General features: G+C 40.3%; 11 protein-coding genes. 10 read left to right on the forward strand and 1 reads right to left on the reverse strand.

The window, feature by feature from the left end; translation table 11 throughout:
• Positions 1-13: 13 nt before the first annotated feature.
• The 4 genes from AB9K32_RS12020 (at position 14) to AB9K32_RS12035 (ending at position 5,608) form a co-directional block, all read left to right on the forward strand.
• Positions 14-1,498, forward strand: a complete 1,485-nt coding sequence (locus AB9K32_RS12020) for a RagB/SusD family nutrient uptake outer membrane protein (protein WP_369885318.1) — start codon at positions 14-16, stop codon at positions 1,496-1,498.
• Between the two features lie 97 nt (positions 1,499-1,595).
• The gene (locus AB9K32_RS12025; RefSeq protein ID WP_369885319.1) at positions 1,596-2,642 is read left to right on the forward strand and encodes a glycoside hydrolase family 130 protein; all 1,047 of its coding nucleotides are present in this window, start codon (positions 1,596-1,598) and stop codon (positions 2,640-2,642) included.
• 4 nt (positions 2,643-2,646) lie between these two features.
• Positions 2,647-3,888 carry an MFS transporter gene (locus tag AB9K32_RS12030; protein ID WP_369885320.1) on the forward strand — a complete coding sequence of 414 codons (1,242 nt, stop codon included), beginning with the start codon at positions 2,647-2,649 and terminating at the stop codon, positions 3,886-3,888.
• A 1-nt stretch (position 3,889) separates the two neighbouring features.
• Positions 3,890-5,608 carry a hypothetical protein gene (locus AB9K32_RS12035; RefSeq protein WP_369885321.1) on the forward strand — a complete coding sequence of 573 codons (1,719 nt, stop codon included), beginning with the start codon at positions 3,890-3,892 and terminating at the stop codon, positions 5,606-5,608.
• 180 nt (positions 5,609-5,788) lie between these two features.
• Here the strand turns inward: AB9K32_RS12035 and AB9K32_RS12040 are convergent, their stop codons facing one another.
• Positions 5,789-6,316 carry a sigma-70 family RNA polymerase sigma factor gene (locus AB9K32_RS12040; RefSeq protein ID WP_224834751.1) on the reverse strand — a complete coding sequence of 176 codons (528 nt, stop codon included), beginning with the start codon at positions 6,314-6,316 and terminating at the stop codon, positions 5,789-5,791.
• A gap of 167 nt (positions 6,317-6,483) precedes the next feature.
• Here AB9K32_RS12040 and AB9K32_RS12045 point away from each other — a divergent pair, with 167 nt between their 5' ends.
• The 6 genes from AB9K32_RS12045 (at position 6,484) to AB9K32_RS12070 (ending at position 17,588) form a co-directional block, all read left to right on the forward strand.
• Positions 6,484-7,641: a FecR family protein gene (locus AB9K32_RS12045; RefSeq protein ID WP_369885322.1), complete on the forward strand. Its 1,158-nt coding sequence runs from the start codon at positions 6,484-6,486 to the stop codon at positions 7,639-7,641.
• Positions 7,642-7,798: 157 nt separating this feature from the next.
• Positions 7,799-11,359 carry a SusC/RagA family TonB-linked outer membrane protein gene (locus AB9K32_RS12050; RefSeq protein ID WP_369885323.1) on the forward strand — a complete coding sequence of 1,187 codons (3,561 nt, stop codon included), beginning with the start codon at positions 7,799-7,801 and terminating at the stop codon, positions 11,357-11,359.
• A 17-nt stretch (positions 11,360-11,376) separates the two neighbouring features.
• Positions 11,377-12,795: a SusD/RagB family nutrient-binding outer membrane lipoprotein gene (locus AB9K32_RS12055; RefSeq protein WP_369885324.1), complete on the forward strand. Its 1,419-nt coding sequence runs from the start codon at positions 11,377-11,379 to the stop codon at positions 12,793-12,795.
• A gap of 221 nt (positions 12,796-13,016) precedes the next feature.
• Entirely contained in the window at positions 13,017-14,519 is a 1,503-nt protein-coding gene (locus AB9K32_RS12060) for a S10 family peptidase (RefSeq protein WP_369885325.1), read from the forward strand.
• A gap of 51 nt (positions 14,520-14,570) precedes the next feature.
• The gene (locus tag AB9K32_RS12065) at positions 14,571-16,247 is read left to right on the forward strand and encodes an amidohydrolase family protein (RefSeq protein ID WP_369885326.1); all 1,677 of its coding nucleotides are present in this window, start codon (positions 14,571-14,573) and stop codon (positions 16,245-16,247) included.
• Positions 16,248-16,406: 159 nt separating this feature from the next.
• Positions 16,407-17,588, forward strand: coding sequence for a proline dehydrogenase family protein (locus AB9K32_RS12070; protein ID WP_293295689.1), 1,182 nt, complete (start codon positions 16,407-16,409; stop codon positions 17,586-17,588).
• Positions 17,589-17,767: the final 179 nt, after the last annotated feature.

Consider the following 17,767-nt stretch of genomic DNA (forward strand, 5'->3'; position numbering starts at 1 on the left):
GAAAAAAATCAAGATGAAAAAGCTATATAAGAGTTTACTAGTATTAGTCTCATTGGTGGTCGCGGTTTCTTGCACCAGTGAACTGGATAACGATCCAATTGGATTGTTGACCTTGGATCAAGTAGATACCGATCCTACATTGGAAACCATGGAATCGGCAGTGGAATCGGCCTACTATCCGTTAAGGAATACATTGAACAGTATAATTCCGGGTTGGCGATGGGATTTGGGGACCGTATTCCGAAACGATATTATTTTACAGGATATGGCCGCTAACGATATGGCCAAAAAATGGAACCCCGATGGCGACCAAGCCTGGATGGATGAAATCGGGAATTTTGATTTTACGCCAGAAAACCAAGCGTTTAACGGTATCTGGACATATAACTTTGAAGGAGTGAGCAGATGTAACCTAGCGATTGGATTTTTAACGGACCCTGATATCATGGAAAAAACGGGTATTTCCCAAACGCGAAGGGATCAACTTTTATCGGAAGCCTATTTTCTTCGGGCATTCTATTATTTTGATTTGGTCAATAACTTTGGGGATGTTCCTTTGATCTTGAAATCCCCCGATTCCTTTGAGGAAGCATTTTCAGTGTCGGTCCGAGCTGCCCAAGATGAAGTTATGGAACAAATTGGTGCGGATTTGGAAGCGGCTGCATCCTTGGCGCCACAGGTTAAAAATGATGGAACGGACCCATGGAGGGTTTCCTTGGGAGCCATAATTTCACTTCAGGCCAAAGTAGCGCTCTATAACGAAAACTGGACATTGGTTCTTGAGCGGATTGCTGAATTGGACAATTTAGGTTTTTATGATTTGAACGCTAATTATTTTGATGCCTTCGATGTAACTAAGGAGTTTAATGATCAAGAAGTGATTTTTGCCTATGATCATCGGTCAGGTGAAAACCCGGCCAATGGGAATGGATTGGCCGCAGTTTCCGGTTGGGGATTCTTTGCACCGACAGATGATTTCTTGTCCGCTTTTGAATCTGATGATCCTAGATTGGCGTACACCATTAATGTTAGTAATCAACACTCTCCAAAAATATTGGGTTCCATTACCGATTTTAAAGGAAACGATGACTCACCGGGCAACAAAATATATATGAGATATGGTGATGTTCTTTTATGGAAAGCGGAAGCCTTGAACGAAAGTGGCAATCCTACTGAAGCCGTATCAGTTCTAAACCAAATAAGGGAAAGAGCCAGAAATACGCCCACAGCCGATGCAATGCCAGTACCAGAGGGTACACTTGCACCAAGACCCAATTCCAACGACCAGTCACAGGTTCGTACTTGGATTCAAATGGAACGCAGAGTGGAACTTGGTTTCGAATCGCAACGGTTCAACGATTTAAAACGATGGGGCATTGCATCTACCGTTCTTCAAGGATTGGGCAAAAACTATCAGGCCCATAATGATCTATACCCTATTCCACAGGCCGATATTGACAAATCCGGCGGGTCTATCACCCAAAACCCAGGATACTAGTACTGATCCATAAGACCTTTGTAAGATTAGGAAAGCAGTGATGTAATTCACTGCTTTCCTAAAGGTCATTTTCAAAAATATCTAAAGAAATATATGTATGAAAAATATAGTGGCCCGATGTGGGCAAAATCCATTATTGTCTCCAATCGACCTTAAACCAAGTCAACCGGAAATGATAATTGAATGCTTGCTCAACCCGGGAATCTTCGAGTATAAGGGCAAAATTGGTATGGTACTTCGAGTGGCCGAACGAACATCTCAGAAGGAAGGAATGGTTTCAGTGCCCATGTACGATGGGAATGGACAATTAAAAATATTGGATTTCTCCATGGATGACCCCAAATTGGATCATTCCGATGCAAGGGTCATAACTTATGATGGAGAACAATACTTGACCACCATTTCCCATTTAAGGATTTTGTTCAGTACCGACGGTGTAACATTTGAAGAATCGGATGAGTTTCCACCTCTATTTGGAAAAGGGGATTATGAAAGCTATGGCATTGAGGATTGTAGAGTGTCCAAGATTGCTCAAGATTATTATTTGACCTATACGATGGTTTCGCCCAATGGCGTAGGCGTTGGTTTAAAAACCACTTCCGATTGGAAGAGCTTTATGTCGCATGGAATGATATTTAGCCCACACAATAAGGATTGTGCCATTTTTGAAGAAACCATCGATGAAACATATTACGCGTTTCACCGTCCAAGTAGCCCGGAATTGGGCGGCAACTATATGTGGATTTCCGAATCCAAGGATGGTTTTCATTGGGGCAACCATAAATGTATTGCCCGAACACGACCCAACAAATTCGACAGTGCAAGACTTGGTGCCGGAGCAGCTCCGATAAAAACAGAAAGAGGATGGTTGGCCATATATCATGGAGCGGACGAACAACATAGATATTGTCTTGGTGCTCTGTTACTCGATTTGAACAACCCATCTAAGGTGCTTGCCCGTTCCGCTGAACCGATCATGATGCCTGAGGAAGCCTATGAAAAGGTCGGTTTTTTTGGTGAAGTCATCTTTACCAATGGTCATGTAGTCGAAGGTGATGATATCCATATGTATTATGGCGCTTCAGATGAACATGTTGCCTTGGCTACTTTATCCCTATCAGAAATTTTAAAAACTCTAGACTAATTACATGGAAAAATCAATCGGAGTGGGTTGGGGCGATTTCTCTAAAAATGCCAAAATCCTAATTATTACGAACTTGGTTTATGCGTTTGTATTACCTGTGGTCGATATTTTTGTAGCGTCCTACATTATGCGAAATTCCAATGATCCAACCAAGGTAATGTTATATCAACTGGCTATCTATTCAGGAATCCCACTAACCTTTTTGCTCAATGGCTATTTATTGAATTTAGTGAATATAAAAAAGCTTTTCTCTCTGGGCATGCTGTTAAGTGGCATTTCTATGGTGGTTATGATGTCCTTGGAGGAGATGAATTATGCAGGATTGATAATGGCCGGATTGATTATGGGTATGTCCTTTGGCCTTTACTGGTCCAATCGGGATTATCTGGTGTTGACCACAACGGCCGATAGAACTCGTAATTTCTATTACGGGCTGGATACGTTCTGTTATACGGTTACAGGCGTTTTGGTTCCTATTTTGATAGGTTGGTATTTGGTAAATGGCAGTTCCGTGGATAATGATGGAGTCAACTTACGATACCAAACCGTAACCCTTGCTGTTTTTGTGGTTACGATTATTGCGTCCGTTATTTTTCATATGGGATCCTATGAAAAGCCAAAAAGTGAGAAGTTTTTTTTCCTAAAGTTCCATCCTGTTTGGAAAAAAATGATACAAATGTCATGGTTAAAAGGTTTGGCACAGGGCTTTATCGTAACTGCCCCAGCCATGTTGATGATGACTTTTTTTGGTTCTGAAGGGGCTTTGGGTACGGCACAATCTGTAGGTGCATTGATCGCGGCCCTAATTATGCTATTATTGGGAAAATACTCTAAGCCCAAGCACCGATTGATTATCTTCAGTGTTGGGTTGGTATGCTTTTTTTTAGCGGCCATGTTCAATGGAGTTTTGTTCAATGCTACAGGGGTCATCCTTTTTATGTTGTTTCTATTGATCGCCCGACCTGTGTTGGATATTGCATATTTTCCCATTCAGCTGAAATTAATCGATGTTTTGTCAAAATTTGAGAAAAGAAATGAGTTTTCCTATATTCTCAATCACGAGTTTGGGCTCTATGTTGGACGTTTTGTGGGAGCTATGACCTTTTTGGTATTGGCCTATGTGGGCAGTGTGGAAGTTGCTCTAAGATATGCCCTATTGATTATTGGAGGTGTCCAATTGTTATCCATAATAATTGCGAAACAACTACTTAAAAAACAAAAAGAACTAGAAAATGAAATGGACTAGAATGAGATTACCTGCGATTTTGGGAATTACAATGTTCTGTGTCTTAAGTTGTCAAGACAACAAGACATTAAAGCCCAAGCCAATCGCCCAAAAAACCATTAGTAGGGTGGATAGTATGCCATTAATGCCCAAACCGTTTAAGATTTTGGATTTTAAAGGGTTGGCACAGGCTTATGATCGTATTGTGTATGACAGTACGCAAACAGGTGAATATTGGCCTTTGATTTGGAAAGATGGGTCAAGAAAAAATTTTGATCAAGAAACCTATGGCATCTATACGGCAATAGGGGATACTCGACAGGGGCCCGAAAATCACGATGGTTTGTTTCATGAGTCGTTGAACACCATAAGTTCAGTTCTAGGAGCATCATTGATTGGAATTGACAAATCCAACCAACATGGAGAAGATTATGTGGGAATGCTCAAAAATTATTTCAATTCCGATACGGGATGGAATATTATAATGAACAATACAGGTCCCGATGTCGCCTTACTTGGTGGGGGGTATGGAAGGGATTGGTGGTATGATATCTACCCCAATCTTCTTTTCTATGGAGTGGCCGACTTTTATCCAGAGCATCTCGATTTCGAAAATATTCAACGATCGATAGCAGATCGTTTTCAAGAGGCCGATTCGGTACTTGCAGGAAACTATGGACATACCTTTTTTGATTATAGTACACTTGAGCCAAAGGATAATTGGATATGTCACCAAGAGGACGCAGCAGCAGGACATGCTTATGTGTTATATGCGGCCTATCAGAAATTTGGGGATGAAAGGTATTTAAGTGCGGCAAAATCTTCACTAGAAGCATTGCTTTCTCAGAAAGAGAACCGTTTTTATGAGATATTGATGCCATTTGGTGCTTATGTGGCTGCTCGAATGAATGCAGAAGAAGGCACCTCCTATGACTACCATAGTATTCTGGATTGGACATTTGATGGCACATCGGTTTGTCGCGAAGGTTGGGGAGTTCTTCAGGATAATTGGAATGGTTATGATGTTTCTGGGTTGGTAGGAAGTACGGTAGATCATGGAGGCTTTGCCTTTTTAATGAATACCTATGATACCATGTGGCCTTTGGTACCTATGGTACGCTATGATCCAAGATATGCCGAAACCATTGGAAAATGGATGTTGAACGCAGCCAACGCCTCCAAGTTTTTTTATCCCTACGAAATGGATGATGCACATCAAACGCTACCGGACCAAAAACACCATACTAAAGGAGTTATTGCTTACGAAGGGTTGATAAAGACTGCCCATTTGGAAGGCTATGAACACTTGGAAGCACCCATTGCAATTGGTGATGGACCCCACTGGACGCCAGGTAACCCGGATGTTTCGCAGTTCAGCGTATATGGAAGCGGCCATGTAGGAATCGCGGGAGCTATAATTGAAAAAACAGATGTTCCCGAGATATTAAAGCTGGATTGCTTGGCAACCGACTTTTATAAAAAGGAATCTTATCCAACCTATTTGTTCTATAATCCCCATGAGGTTTCTGAAAAGGTAACCTATGTTGCCCAAAGTAGCCAAAAAGTGGACTTATATGATGCTATTGGACATGAAATAATTGTAGAAGGAGTAGAAGCCAAAGGTATCATTGATATTCCTGCCGCAAAAGCAAGGTTAATTGTAGAAATTCCGTCAGGGAGTTTGATCGAACAAAAAGAAGGTAAGTATTATGTTAATGATGTGATTATAGCATTTATGTAATAATTCAAACCGAATTATTAAAAGCTTAAGATAGTTTTTTAGAAGCAAGACCCTATACAATTTTAATCATATAATAAGTTGAAGTTTGTTTAGTTAATTTGAGACAAGCCCCAAAAGGGGCTTGTTTTTTTAGACAATTAATAAAGAGGGGTGTTGAAGGAATTTTGGGATAAAATAGAATCAATGGATAAGTACCTCTATTAAATTAACCAATATGATCAACGAAATATAATCCTCTTTTTTAAACGTCCTTAAAAATGCATAAGCCCTTTTTATTTGTGTTTTAACAGTATTTACGGAAATTTTATTGGCTTCGGCAATTTCCGAATAACTTCTGCCGTGTACAATGGCCGAAACAAATATTTCTTTTCTCTTGTGGGGCAGTTGATCGACCAGGTCGTTTAATTTGTTCAAGTTTCTTATATCGACAACCTGATCGGTTGGCTGGTTTTCAAATTTGAGGCTATCCAAAAGGTTTAGTTCCCTCTGTTTTTTAAGTATGTACTGTAAGCTTAGATTTTTTACGGCTTTCTTCGCATAAGCATCCATTGAGCTTGTAATGGCAACATATTCTTTTTTATTCCAAAAAGATACAAAGAAGTCCTGCACAATATCCTTGGCAACATCCTCATCTTTTACAATCGAAAAGGAAACAAGGCACAGAAAGGCGTAATTTTTTTTAAAAAAATCTTCAACCTTAAAGTTCATCGGCAGAGGTTCACGGGGTTTTAAGGAAATTTAAAGTTAACGAAATATAAACTTAATCTGAATTTTATCCTAAAATTCAAATAAAAGATATCATTTTTAAAAAAATATTGAGGAATTGTCACCCTCTTTCTAGAGAAGTACAACTACTAATAAAGAAACATCCTTAAATGCGTAGCAAAGAGTCATTGCAATACCTTTTAAAAAAGCTTAGAGATTCATCTCAAAAGAAGAATGATATCGAAGGTTTTTTGAATAGTACCGATCAAGAAGTTATTGAAAGGATTAAGAAAGTGCACTTGGTCGAAGATGCTTTGCAGCTTCTCAATAATTTGGATGTTGATGCCGATTGGGAGCTTGTAAAAGCTCAATTGCACAAGGGTCAATTCAGGAAAGCTAAAATCAAGGAATTTTTGAAATATGCCGCGGTTTTTTTGGGCCTAGTTACGTTGGGAATAACGCTGTTCTATTTTAATAATGGCCAAAGCGATGCTTTACAAACTCAAATAGATGAGGATTTTATATCATTGGATACAGGTAATGGTATTAAGATATTAGATGGGTCGGGAAACCACCCGATAAAATTGCCTTCCGGAAATATTGTCGTTCAGTCCGGTGACACCTTAATCTATAATATTGATAATAATGGAGGGAGCTCTGAATACAATGAACTACATGTTCCCAATGGATTACTGTTTTCCCTTGTTTTATCAGATGGTACCAAAATTAACCTTAACTCGGGTTCACGAATAAAGTTTCCAGTTGCTTTCCCAAAAAATGGGAATAGAGAGGTTTTTGTTTACGGTGAAGCTTATTTTGATGTTACCAAAGATAAGCACCGCCCTTTTATTGTGAACTCAGGGGATATAAGGGTAAGTGTTCTTGGTACCGAGTTCAATTTTTCTTCCTACAAAAACCAAAATGAGGTGACCACTGTTTTGGTAGAGGGATCTGTAAGCTTGAAGCCCAACAGTAACTTATATGACTCGACCATTTTGGTTCCGGGAGATAAAGGTGCCTGGAGTCGATCAAAGGGACAAATGGAGGTGGAACAGGTAAATACATCTTTATATACCGGCTGGAAGAATGGAGAAGTGGTATTTAGAAATGCATCATTTACTGAGCTGCTCGAAACCTTGGAACGAGTCTATGACGTGCACATTGAAAATAATAACAACAGCATTACCGATCAAACATTCAATGCAAGGTTCAATAGAAATGTGGAGCGCATAGAAGATGTATTGGACGGGCTACAAGTATTGGCACCATTCGAGTATATCATTCAAAAAGAAAAGAATACCAGAGACAAAGAAATAACTATAAAATAAATAACCAAATCCAACACGAGAGTAAATTACTAACTTAAAACAACACTGCCAATGAAATAGGTCCTTGTAAAAACACAAAAAGAGGGAATGTTGGCCCATTCCCCCTTTTAACTGTGTAATAAATATCGATTCAAACTAATTAAATCAACTCAAAATTATGAAAAAAAAACCATCTAGAATTTTTTTAATAAAGAGATTCTTGCATTTTGGAATCACTTCCAAGCTCACCATTTTTTTATTGATCGCATGTATTTTTCAAGTTAAGGCCGACCCAGGATATCAAGGAGAAAAGTTAACGCTTGATCTGAAGGAGGTTACCTTGGAAAATGCCCTGGGGAAAATAGAATCTATTTCGGAGTACCGTTTTATGTACGAGTACAGTAAGATTCCACTTAGTAAGAAAATTAGCTTAAAAACGAACGGCAAAAATTTAGAGGAAGTACTGTCACTTCTATTTAAGGGCACTAACATTACCTATCAAATAAAAGGAAGACAAATAATTCTTATGCAGATGAGAAAAAAACCTGCATTGGAAAAATCTCCCAATGCATCCCTGTTGCCCTATAATTTGCAAGGTACTATAAGTGGAACTGTCGTGGATTTTTCAGGAATACCATTATTGGGTGCCAATATTATGGTAAAGGGAACATCCATTGGGGCCCAAACCGATTTTGATGGAAAATTTACCATAGAGGCTAGCAGAGGTAATGTGTTGGTTGTATCTTATATTGGATTCAAAACTACGGAAGTGGAGGTCACGGGAAACGACCCCATCACCATTGAACTCCAAGAAGATTCTGCACAGTTGGATGAGGTTGTAGTAACCGCACTTGGAATATCCAGGGAGAAAAAGTCCCTTGGGTATGCTACCCAAGAAGTGGATGGAGAGGATGTAAATCGAACACCCACAGATAATGTTGTCAATGCCCTGTCCGGTAAGATTGCAGGTGTTCAGATAAAGAACAATACCAATATGGGAGGGTCCAGCAATGTGGTTATTAGAGGCAGTACTTCATTAACGGGAAACAACCAAGCCCTTTTTGTGGTCGATGGGGTTCCTGTGAGCAATTCCAATTTTAATACAGCCGACCAGCAAAGTGGTACCGGTGGCTTCGATTATGGTAATATGGCATCGGACATCAATCCCAATGACATTAAATCCATAAATGTGTTGAAGGGAGCTGCAGCTACGGCTCTTTATGGATCCAGGGCAACCAATGGTGCAGTGATCATCACAACAAAATCTGGTGCTGGGGCAAATAAAAAACCTACGGTAACCATAAACTCCAATGTAACCGTGGGATGGATAGATAAATCAACTTGGCCCGATTTTCAATACGAGTATGGTACTGGATATGGTCCTGTTTATGGGAGCGGAGGGGATAGTTTCTTTGTGGATACCGATGTTGATGGAGATGGAGAACTGGATTTAGTGACACCGTCGACAGCTTATGGCTCCTATGGGGCACAATTTGATTCCAGCCTTTTGGTATATCAGTGGGACTCCTTTTATGAGGGTTCTCCTTTTTACCTGCAGCCTACACCTTGGGAAGCCCCTAAGAGCAAGCTGATCGACTTCTTTGAAACTCCGATAACAACGACCAATAGTGTGGCCATAGCTGGAGGAAGCGACAAGGCCAATTATAGAATTGCGTATACCCGTTTTGATCAAGATGGAATTATGCCCAACAGTAATCTTACCCGGGACAATATCTCCATCAACACCTCTTTTGATATAACCGATAAATTCTCAGTATCGGGGAGCGCAAACTATATTTTGACTGATGCCTTGGGTAGAAACCGAACAGGTAATGAAACAGGAGGGAATGCACAAAATGTGATTTCTTCCATGAGAAAGTATTGGGCAATGAACGTGGGTATCGATGAGCTAAAAGAAGCTTATTTTAACACAGGGAACAATGTGGACCCCTTTATGGGCGGTACCATAGACAACCCTTATTGGGTCGTTTATGAAAATTACCAGAACGATTCGCGTAGTCGAATTTTCGGTAATGTTTCCTTAAAGTACAAGTTCACCGATTGGTTGAATATTGAGGGAAGAGTCTCCTTGGATACATACTCCTTTATTCAAGAAGAACGAAACAATAAAGGAACTGCAGGAGCGGTCGGAAGATATTCACGAAGAAATATCAATTTCAGCGAGGAGAACTATGATCTTATGCTGAACTTTAACAAATACGTTACGGATAAACTCAATATTAGCGGTGTTTTGGGAACCAATATTCGAAGAACGGACTTGAGTTCAATTTACGCGGAGACCAACGGCGGATTGGTTTTAAAAGATCTTTTCTCCCTGTCGAATTCATTGAACTTGCCCCCTGCGCCCATTGAGAGTGTAGAAAAGGTGGGTGTAGATGGATTTTATGGATTAGCTTCTTTCGGGTACGATAATCTTGTTTATCTGGATCTAACGGGTAGATTTGACCACTCTTCAACTTTACCAGAGGAGAATAGCACCTATTTTTACCCTTCCGTTTCATCAAGTTTTGTTTTTTCCAATTTGTTGGATAAAAGTTGGTTGAGCTTTGGTAAGCTTCGTCTTAATTATGCCGAGGTGGGAAGTTCAGCTCCAGCCAATAGTTTGGTGGATGTGTTGAACAAACCAACACCCTTTGGAGCCGTACCTCTATATGGCACCAATGATACTAAGAACAATGAGGATTTATTGCCGGAGACTACCATTAGTTACGAAGCGGGTCTGGAATTGAAATTTTTAAACAATAGGCTTGGTTTTGATCTTTCGTTATATCAAACCAATTCAAAAGACCAGATTATTCCCGTAGCCATTTCCACTACTACGGGCTATTCTTCCAAGTTCGTCAATGCAGGTGAAATTCAGAACAAGGGAGTTGAGATAGCTTTGAACTGGGATATTGTTCCTACAGGAGACTTTCAATGGAGAGCTAATGTAAACTGGGCAAAAAACCAAAGTGAGGTATTGTCTTTGTTCGAAGGAGGTAGTAACCTTCAATTGGGGTCTGTAAACGGAGTGTCCATTAATGCTACCGTTGGGGAACCTTATGGAACCATTCAGGGAACAGATTACATTTATGTGGATGGTAAACGATTGATAAATCAGGAAACCGGTGCTTATGAGAGAACCACAACTTCCAATAATGTAATTGGAAATATAACTCCAGACTGGACGGCTGGAATTACCAACTCTCTTAAATACAAAGGATTTGATCTTAGTTTTTTAATAGATATCCAAAGTGGAGGTGACGTATTTTCCAATGATATCAATACAGGTAATCGATCGGGACTGTATACATGGTCAACTGGCCTGAACGACCTAGGAAACCCGATTCGTAATTCCTTGGCTGATGGCGGAGGTATTATATTGGACGGTGTTGCTCCAGATGGTTCTAAAAACACGGTAAGGACAGCAATGGATACCTATAGGAATGCAACAGGGAGTATTTTGGCGCCAAGAGCTCATTTTATTTATGATGCGTCCTATGTTAAGCTAAGGGAGGTTGCCTTGAACTATAACTTCCCCAAATTGTCCTTTATGGATAAGTTGAGCATTCAATCATTAAGATTGGGAATCGTAGGTTCCAACCTTTGGATCATACATAAAAACCTGCCGTTCGCAGATCCGGAAGCAGGTTTGAGCTCTGGAAATTTACAGGGGTCTCAAAACGGGGTAATGCCAACGGTAAAAAACATTGGAGTAAATCTTCAAGTTCAATTCTAAACCATAAAAAACAGAAAATGAAAAACTATTATATCTTAATTTTAATAGCGGTTTTTTTCTCATGTTCCGGTGATTTGGAAGACATGAACGTAGATGTTAAAAACGCAACCGAAGCACCAGCAGAAACATTTTTCAACAATGCGGTGAAAAACCTATCGGATACAATGAGCGGTATTACGTACGGTGCCAATGGAAACCCTTTCAATACCACGAGGTTATTGGTGCAACAGATTTCATCCGTAACCTATAATGAGGGAACCACATACTATTCCAATTTTACTTGGAACGAGGTCTATATGGATATTTTGAACAATCTGGCACAAAGTGCCAAAATTATTGAAAATTCGGAGAGCATGACCCTAGTGAATACCAATCAATTGGCAATTATTGAAATCGTGGAGGTTTATGCTTATTCAAAACTGGTTGAAGCATTCGGAGATATTCCTTATAGCCAAGCATTGGATGTGAACAACATTTCTCCTGAATACGATGATCAACAAGATGTCTATGTAGATCTAATTGGCAGATTGACTACGGCTATCGATAGTTTGGACGAAGGTCAAGGTTCTTGGGGACAGGACATTTTATACAATGGCAACGTAACCAATTGGAAACGATTTGGGGCCTCATTGTTATTGCAAATGGGAATGCGTATTATTGATGCCGACCCAACATTAGGTACACAGGCAGTAACCACAGCTCTACCCAATGTTTTTACATCAAATGCAGATATAGCCCAAATAGAGCATTTGGAATCGCAGCCCAATACTGCAGAACTTTGGACGGATTTGGCGGTTGGAAATCGTAGGGATTTTGTTGGTTGTGATGTTTTTGTAAACTATATGAATGATTTGAATGATGCCCGAATCGCAGTGTACTTCCAAGAAGTCGAGGGAACAGATGGGGTCTATCTTGGGGCGCCTTCGGGATTGGCTGTTGCCTATAACGATTATTCCAAATTTGGCACACTGTTCTACCAACCATCCACACCAGTGATTTTATTGGACTATGCCACTGTAGAGTTTTTGTTGGCGGAGGCAGCCGAACGATCTATTGCTGGTGTTACCAATGCAGAAGAACACTACAATCAGGCCATTAGAGCTTCTTTTGAGTATTATGGTCTAGGTAGTGGTGCCGATAGTTATTTATCGAATCCAATGGTGGCGTACGATACCGCACCGGGAACATGGCAACAAAAGATAGGTATGCAAAAGTGGGTGGCTTTGTTCAATCAAGGATTGGAGGCATGGACCGAATACAGGCGTTTGGATTACCCTGCCCTTGAGGCTCCACCAGAATCATTTGTTCCCACAGTACCGGTACGACTGACCTATCCGATTTCAGAACAAACATTGAACAAGGCCAACTATGAAAATGCAGACGCTGCGATCGGAGGTGATTTGTTGACGACCAAATTATTTTGGGACGTGGACTAGAACCTTTATAAATTTTTGGCTGTGGAAGAGATTTAAAATTGACAAAGGATAAAATTCTAATAAGTGTTTGATTAGTCAAAAGGGGCGGATGGCAGTTTTTAACAGGCTGCTTTATCAAAGCCGATAATCCGTCCCCTTTTCGAACCAACATCATTATCAATACTATTCTTTGAACCATTTGTCTCCATCCACAAGCGATTTTAATCATTAACAATTAAAATATGTTCAGAATAAAAAACATTTGGATAGCCCTGTTTCTAAGCATTGGTTTTGTTGCCCACTCGCAGCAAATCAATAGAGCTATGGACTCAACGGTCACTACCTACGGAAAGGTGGTTGTAAAAGGTAAGGAAGTTAAATATAGTGCCACGACCGGAAAGCAACCGGTATGGGATGACAAGGGCAACATTATTGCAGGACTATTTTATACATATTATCAACGAACGGGTATTAAGGATGTTTCCAAACGCCCACTTGTCATCTCATTTAACGGAGGGCCGGGTTCTGCCTCGGTATGGATGCATATAGCCTATACAGGACCCAAAATCCTAAAAATTGATGATGAGGGTTATCCTGTTCAGCCCTATGGTATAAAAGATAACCCAAATACTATATTGGATGTTGCCGATATTGTTTTTGTAAACCCGGTAAATACCGGATATTCGAGAGCGATCGACGAAATGGACGACAAGACCAAATCGGAAACTTTTTTTGGCGTAAATCAAGATATCGAGTATTTGGCGACTTGGATAAACAGTTTTGTTACTAGGAACAATCGTTGGACTTCACCAAAGTTCCTGATAGGCGAGAGCTATGGCACTCCTAGGGTATCAGGACTATCACTGGAGCTTCAAAATTCCCATTGGATGTATCTAAACGGGGTAATTTTGGTATCACCCACAACACTGGGTATAGAACGCGGTACAGTGCCCGGTGCGGCAAATTTCTTGCCTTATTATGCCGCTGCGGCATGGTTCCATAAAAAATTGCCAGCAGACCTTCAGTCAAAGGACCTCGTAGAAGTACTGCCCGAAGTAGAGGAATATACCATTAATGAACTTACGCCGGCCTTGTCCAAAGGAGGATTTCTTTCAAATTCTGAAAGACGTCAAGTAGCATCCAAAATATCAAGATATTCAGGATTATCGGTAGAGGTGATATTGGAACATAATTTGCGCATACCCAAAGCCTTCTTCTGGAAAGAATTGTTGCGGGATGAGGGGTACAATATTGGTAGGCTGGATTCAAGATATTTGGGAATAGATAAAGAGGCGGCCGGCACTCGACCCGATTATTCCGCAGAACTTACCAGTTGGTTACATTCCTTTACTCCAGCTATTAACTATTACTTCAAAAATCACTTAAACTACGTAACCGACCTTAAGTACAATATGTTTGGTCCGGTACGGCCATGGGATAGGAGCAATAATACCACAGGTTACGATTTAAGACAGGCCATGGCCCAGAACCCATATCTCAATGTTCTTGTCCAGGCAGGATATTATGATGGCGGTACCGATTATTTCAATTCAAAATATAATATGTGGCAAATGGACCCCAGCGGTAAACTAAAGGATAGAATGGATTGGAAAGGGTATCGAAGTGGACATATGATGTACCTGAGAAATGAGGACCTCAAAACGGCAAACGACGATCTTCGGGATTTTATAGCTAAGTCCATACCTTCGGAAGGAATGCCTGCAAAATATAACAGAACCAATTAGTGAGACATTGTTTTTCTGAGTACAAGGGAATTATTAACCAAATATTGAAAAATGAAAAATATTAGAATAATTGTTGCATTGATTGCAATGTGTTCGGTAACGTGCGCAATGCAAGCTCAAGACAATCAATCCAATCTTAAAAGTGAGCGGGGCGGTCCAAAAGCCGAATCCATTGTTGCAAAATTTAGAAAGAATAGAGCCGGAGTGGAGAAAGCGCCGGAAAGGGCCGAAGGGGAGGGCCCATGGAGCCAGCTTATAATTCGGGGAGCTACCATGATCAATGGAACATTGTCGCCGCCACAAGGTCCAGTGGATATTGTGGTAGAAAACAATGTGATAACCGAGGTCCGGGTAGTGGGCTATCCAGGTGTGCCCATCGACCCCAATAAAAGACCAGTTCTAAGACCTGGAGGAAAAGAGCTAAACGCCGAAGGGATGTATATCTTGCCTGGATTTGTAGATTCCCATGCGCATATTGGAGGAAGTGCACAAGGAACATCTGCTGAATATGTCTTTAAATTGTGGCTTGGGCACGGAATAACTACCATTGCCGACCCAGCGAGCGGAAATGGCCTAGACTGGGTTCTGGAGCATAAGGAGAAAAGTAATAAAAACAAGATTACAGCTCCACGAATATTGGCCTACACCCGTTTTGGGATGGGGGCCAAGAATATAATCACAACCCCTGAACAAGCAAGGGAGTGGGTGCGTCAGAATGCAAAAAACGGTGCAGATGGAATCAAGTTCTTTGGAGCTCCGCCAGAAATTATGGAAGCAGCACTTAATGAAAACAAAAAATTGGGACTTCGGTCCAAAATGCACCATTCACAAACCTATGTAGGTCAATGGAATGTTTTGCATAGTGCACGTGCTGGGCTAACCGCAATGGAGCATTGGTACGGTCTTCCTGAAGCTTTGTTCGATGATAGGACGGTGCAAAATTATTCGTTGGACTACAACTACCAGAATGAGCAAGACCGTTTTGGTGAGGCTGGACAGTTATGGAACCAAGCAGCCGAACCATATTCAGATAAATGGAATAGTGTGATGCAGGAATTACTTGATTTGGATTTTACCTTATCACCCACTATGGTCATATATGAAGCGAATAGAGACTTAGCCAGGGCCAGAAGAGCCGAATGGCATGAGGAGTATACCTTGCCAAGTCTTTGGGAGTTTTATTCTCCCAGTCGGGAATCCCATGGATCTTATTGGCATTATTGGGGGACCGAGCAGGAAATCGATTGGAAAAAAAACTATCAACTTTGGATGAGTTTTATCAACGAATATAAAAACCGAGGAGGTCGGGTCACAGTTGGAACGGATGCAGGTTTCATATATGAACTTTATGGTTTTTCGTATCCAAGGGAAATGGAGCTTTTACGCGAAGCTGGTTTTCATCCATTGGAGGTAATTAAGGCTGCAACCTTGAACGGGGCTGAATCATTGGGAATGGATGACAAGATCGGAACGATCACAGCAGGGAAGTTGGCCGATTTTGTGATTTTAGAAGAAAACCCTTTGGTAAACTTAAAAGTGCTCTATGGAACCGGAGCTATAAAGTTGATGGACGACAATACTATACAGAGGGTTGGAGGTGTCAAATATACCGTCAAGGATGGTATTATTTATGACGCTAAACAATTGTTGGAGGATGTAAAACGTATGGTGGAGCAACAAAAAAAGGAAAGAAACTATAAAATCCTACAACCAGGTACAAAGGGTTAAGTATAGTTAATTGTAATAGGTTAGTACCCTTTTTTGGTTCGTCGTGGTGGTCGTCTTTTCGACCACCATATTTTTTTATCGTCTAACACGTCAAGAACGTCGATACCTGTTGTATTCCAATTGGGAAGAATGTTGCTTGTTTACCAATAATCCAGTAATATGTCGGAGACAATAAACTTTAACAATACAGAGTTCGCCTTTTCCTCCAAATCCAACTATGAATTAAAAAAGGCCATAATTTTATTTAAATTACTTCGGTACGGTTCACTCACAAAGATTGGAAAGTCATTTCTGAAGTTTGCTTTTAAAGTGAAGCTACCTGTCGAGGGAATATTGCGAAAAACTATTTTTTCACAGTTTTGTGGAGGAGAGAATCTTTTGGATTGTAAGTCAGAGATAGATAAACTATTTAACAAGGGCCTGGTTTTGTCCATTTTGGACTATTCGGTCGAAGGGAGCGAGAGCGAGAAGAGTTTTGACGATAACCTGGATACCCTTTTAAAAGTTTGCCAATTCTCTAAAAACCAAAAGGAAATACCCTTTCTCGTGTTTAAACCAACAGGTATAGGGAAACTTGAAATTTTTAGAAAAATATCTGAAAATCAAATTTTGGACAAGTCAGAATGCGAGCAGTGGGAGCGGATAAAAAAAAGATTTGAAACCATTTGCCTGGCCGTTTCCAAGACAGATACGTTAAAGGTCATGGTAGATGCTGAGGAATCATGGGCTCATTGTGCAGTCGATAGACTTACAGAGGAAATGATGGTTAAATACAATAAAACAAGAACCGTGGTCTTTACAACAGTTCAACTGTATCTAAGACATAAGTTGGATTATCTTAAGGACCTCAAAAAACTTAGTGAACAGCATAAAATAAGGGTAGGGGTGAAGTTGGTACGAGGAGCCTATATGGAAAAAGAACGAAACAGGGCCTTTAAGATGGGTTATAAAAGTCCAATATGTCAAGATAAGGCAGCAACCGATAAAAATTTTAATGATGGTTTGGACTATGTTTTGGACAACCTAGATTTTTTTGATGTTTTCTTGGGAACGCATAATGAATTTAGCTGTAAACGATTGGTCCGTGGATTGATGGTCCATAATTTAAAAAGTACCGATGGTCGAATATGGTTTGGACAGTTATTTGGTATGAGCGATAATATCAGTTTTAATCTGTCCCAAGCTGGCTATAATGTTGTAAAATACGTTCCTTTTGGACCCATAAAAGAGGTTATGCCATATCTAATTCGTAGGGCAGAGGAAAACTCATCTGTAGGTTCCCAGTCTTCAAGGGAAATTGAATTGATTAAAAAAGAACTTCTTCGACGAAAGGTATTGTAAAAGCAGTCGAGTTTTCTTTTTAACTACTTGTTGGTGAATAATTTCAGTGCATAAAAAAGGCCGTCATTTTTTTAGAGTGACGGCCTTTGTGCAGTTTTTTCGTCTGTTCTTTAACCCAGGAAAGGATATCGATAATCCTCCGGGGTAACAAAAGTTTCCTTGATCAACCTTGGCGATAC

Origin of the sequence: Allomuricauda sp. XS_ASV26 (assembly GCF_041224615.1) — a bacterium.
Classification (GTDB): domain Bacteria; phylum Bacteroidota; class Bacteroidia; order Flavobacteriales; family Flavobacteriaceae; genus Flagellimonas; species Flagellimonas alginolytica.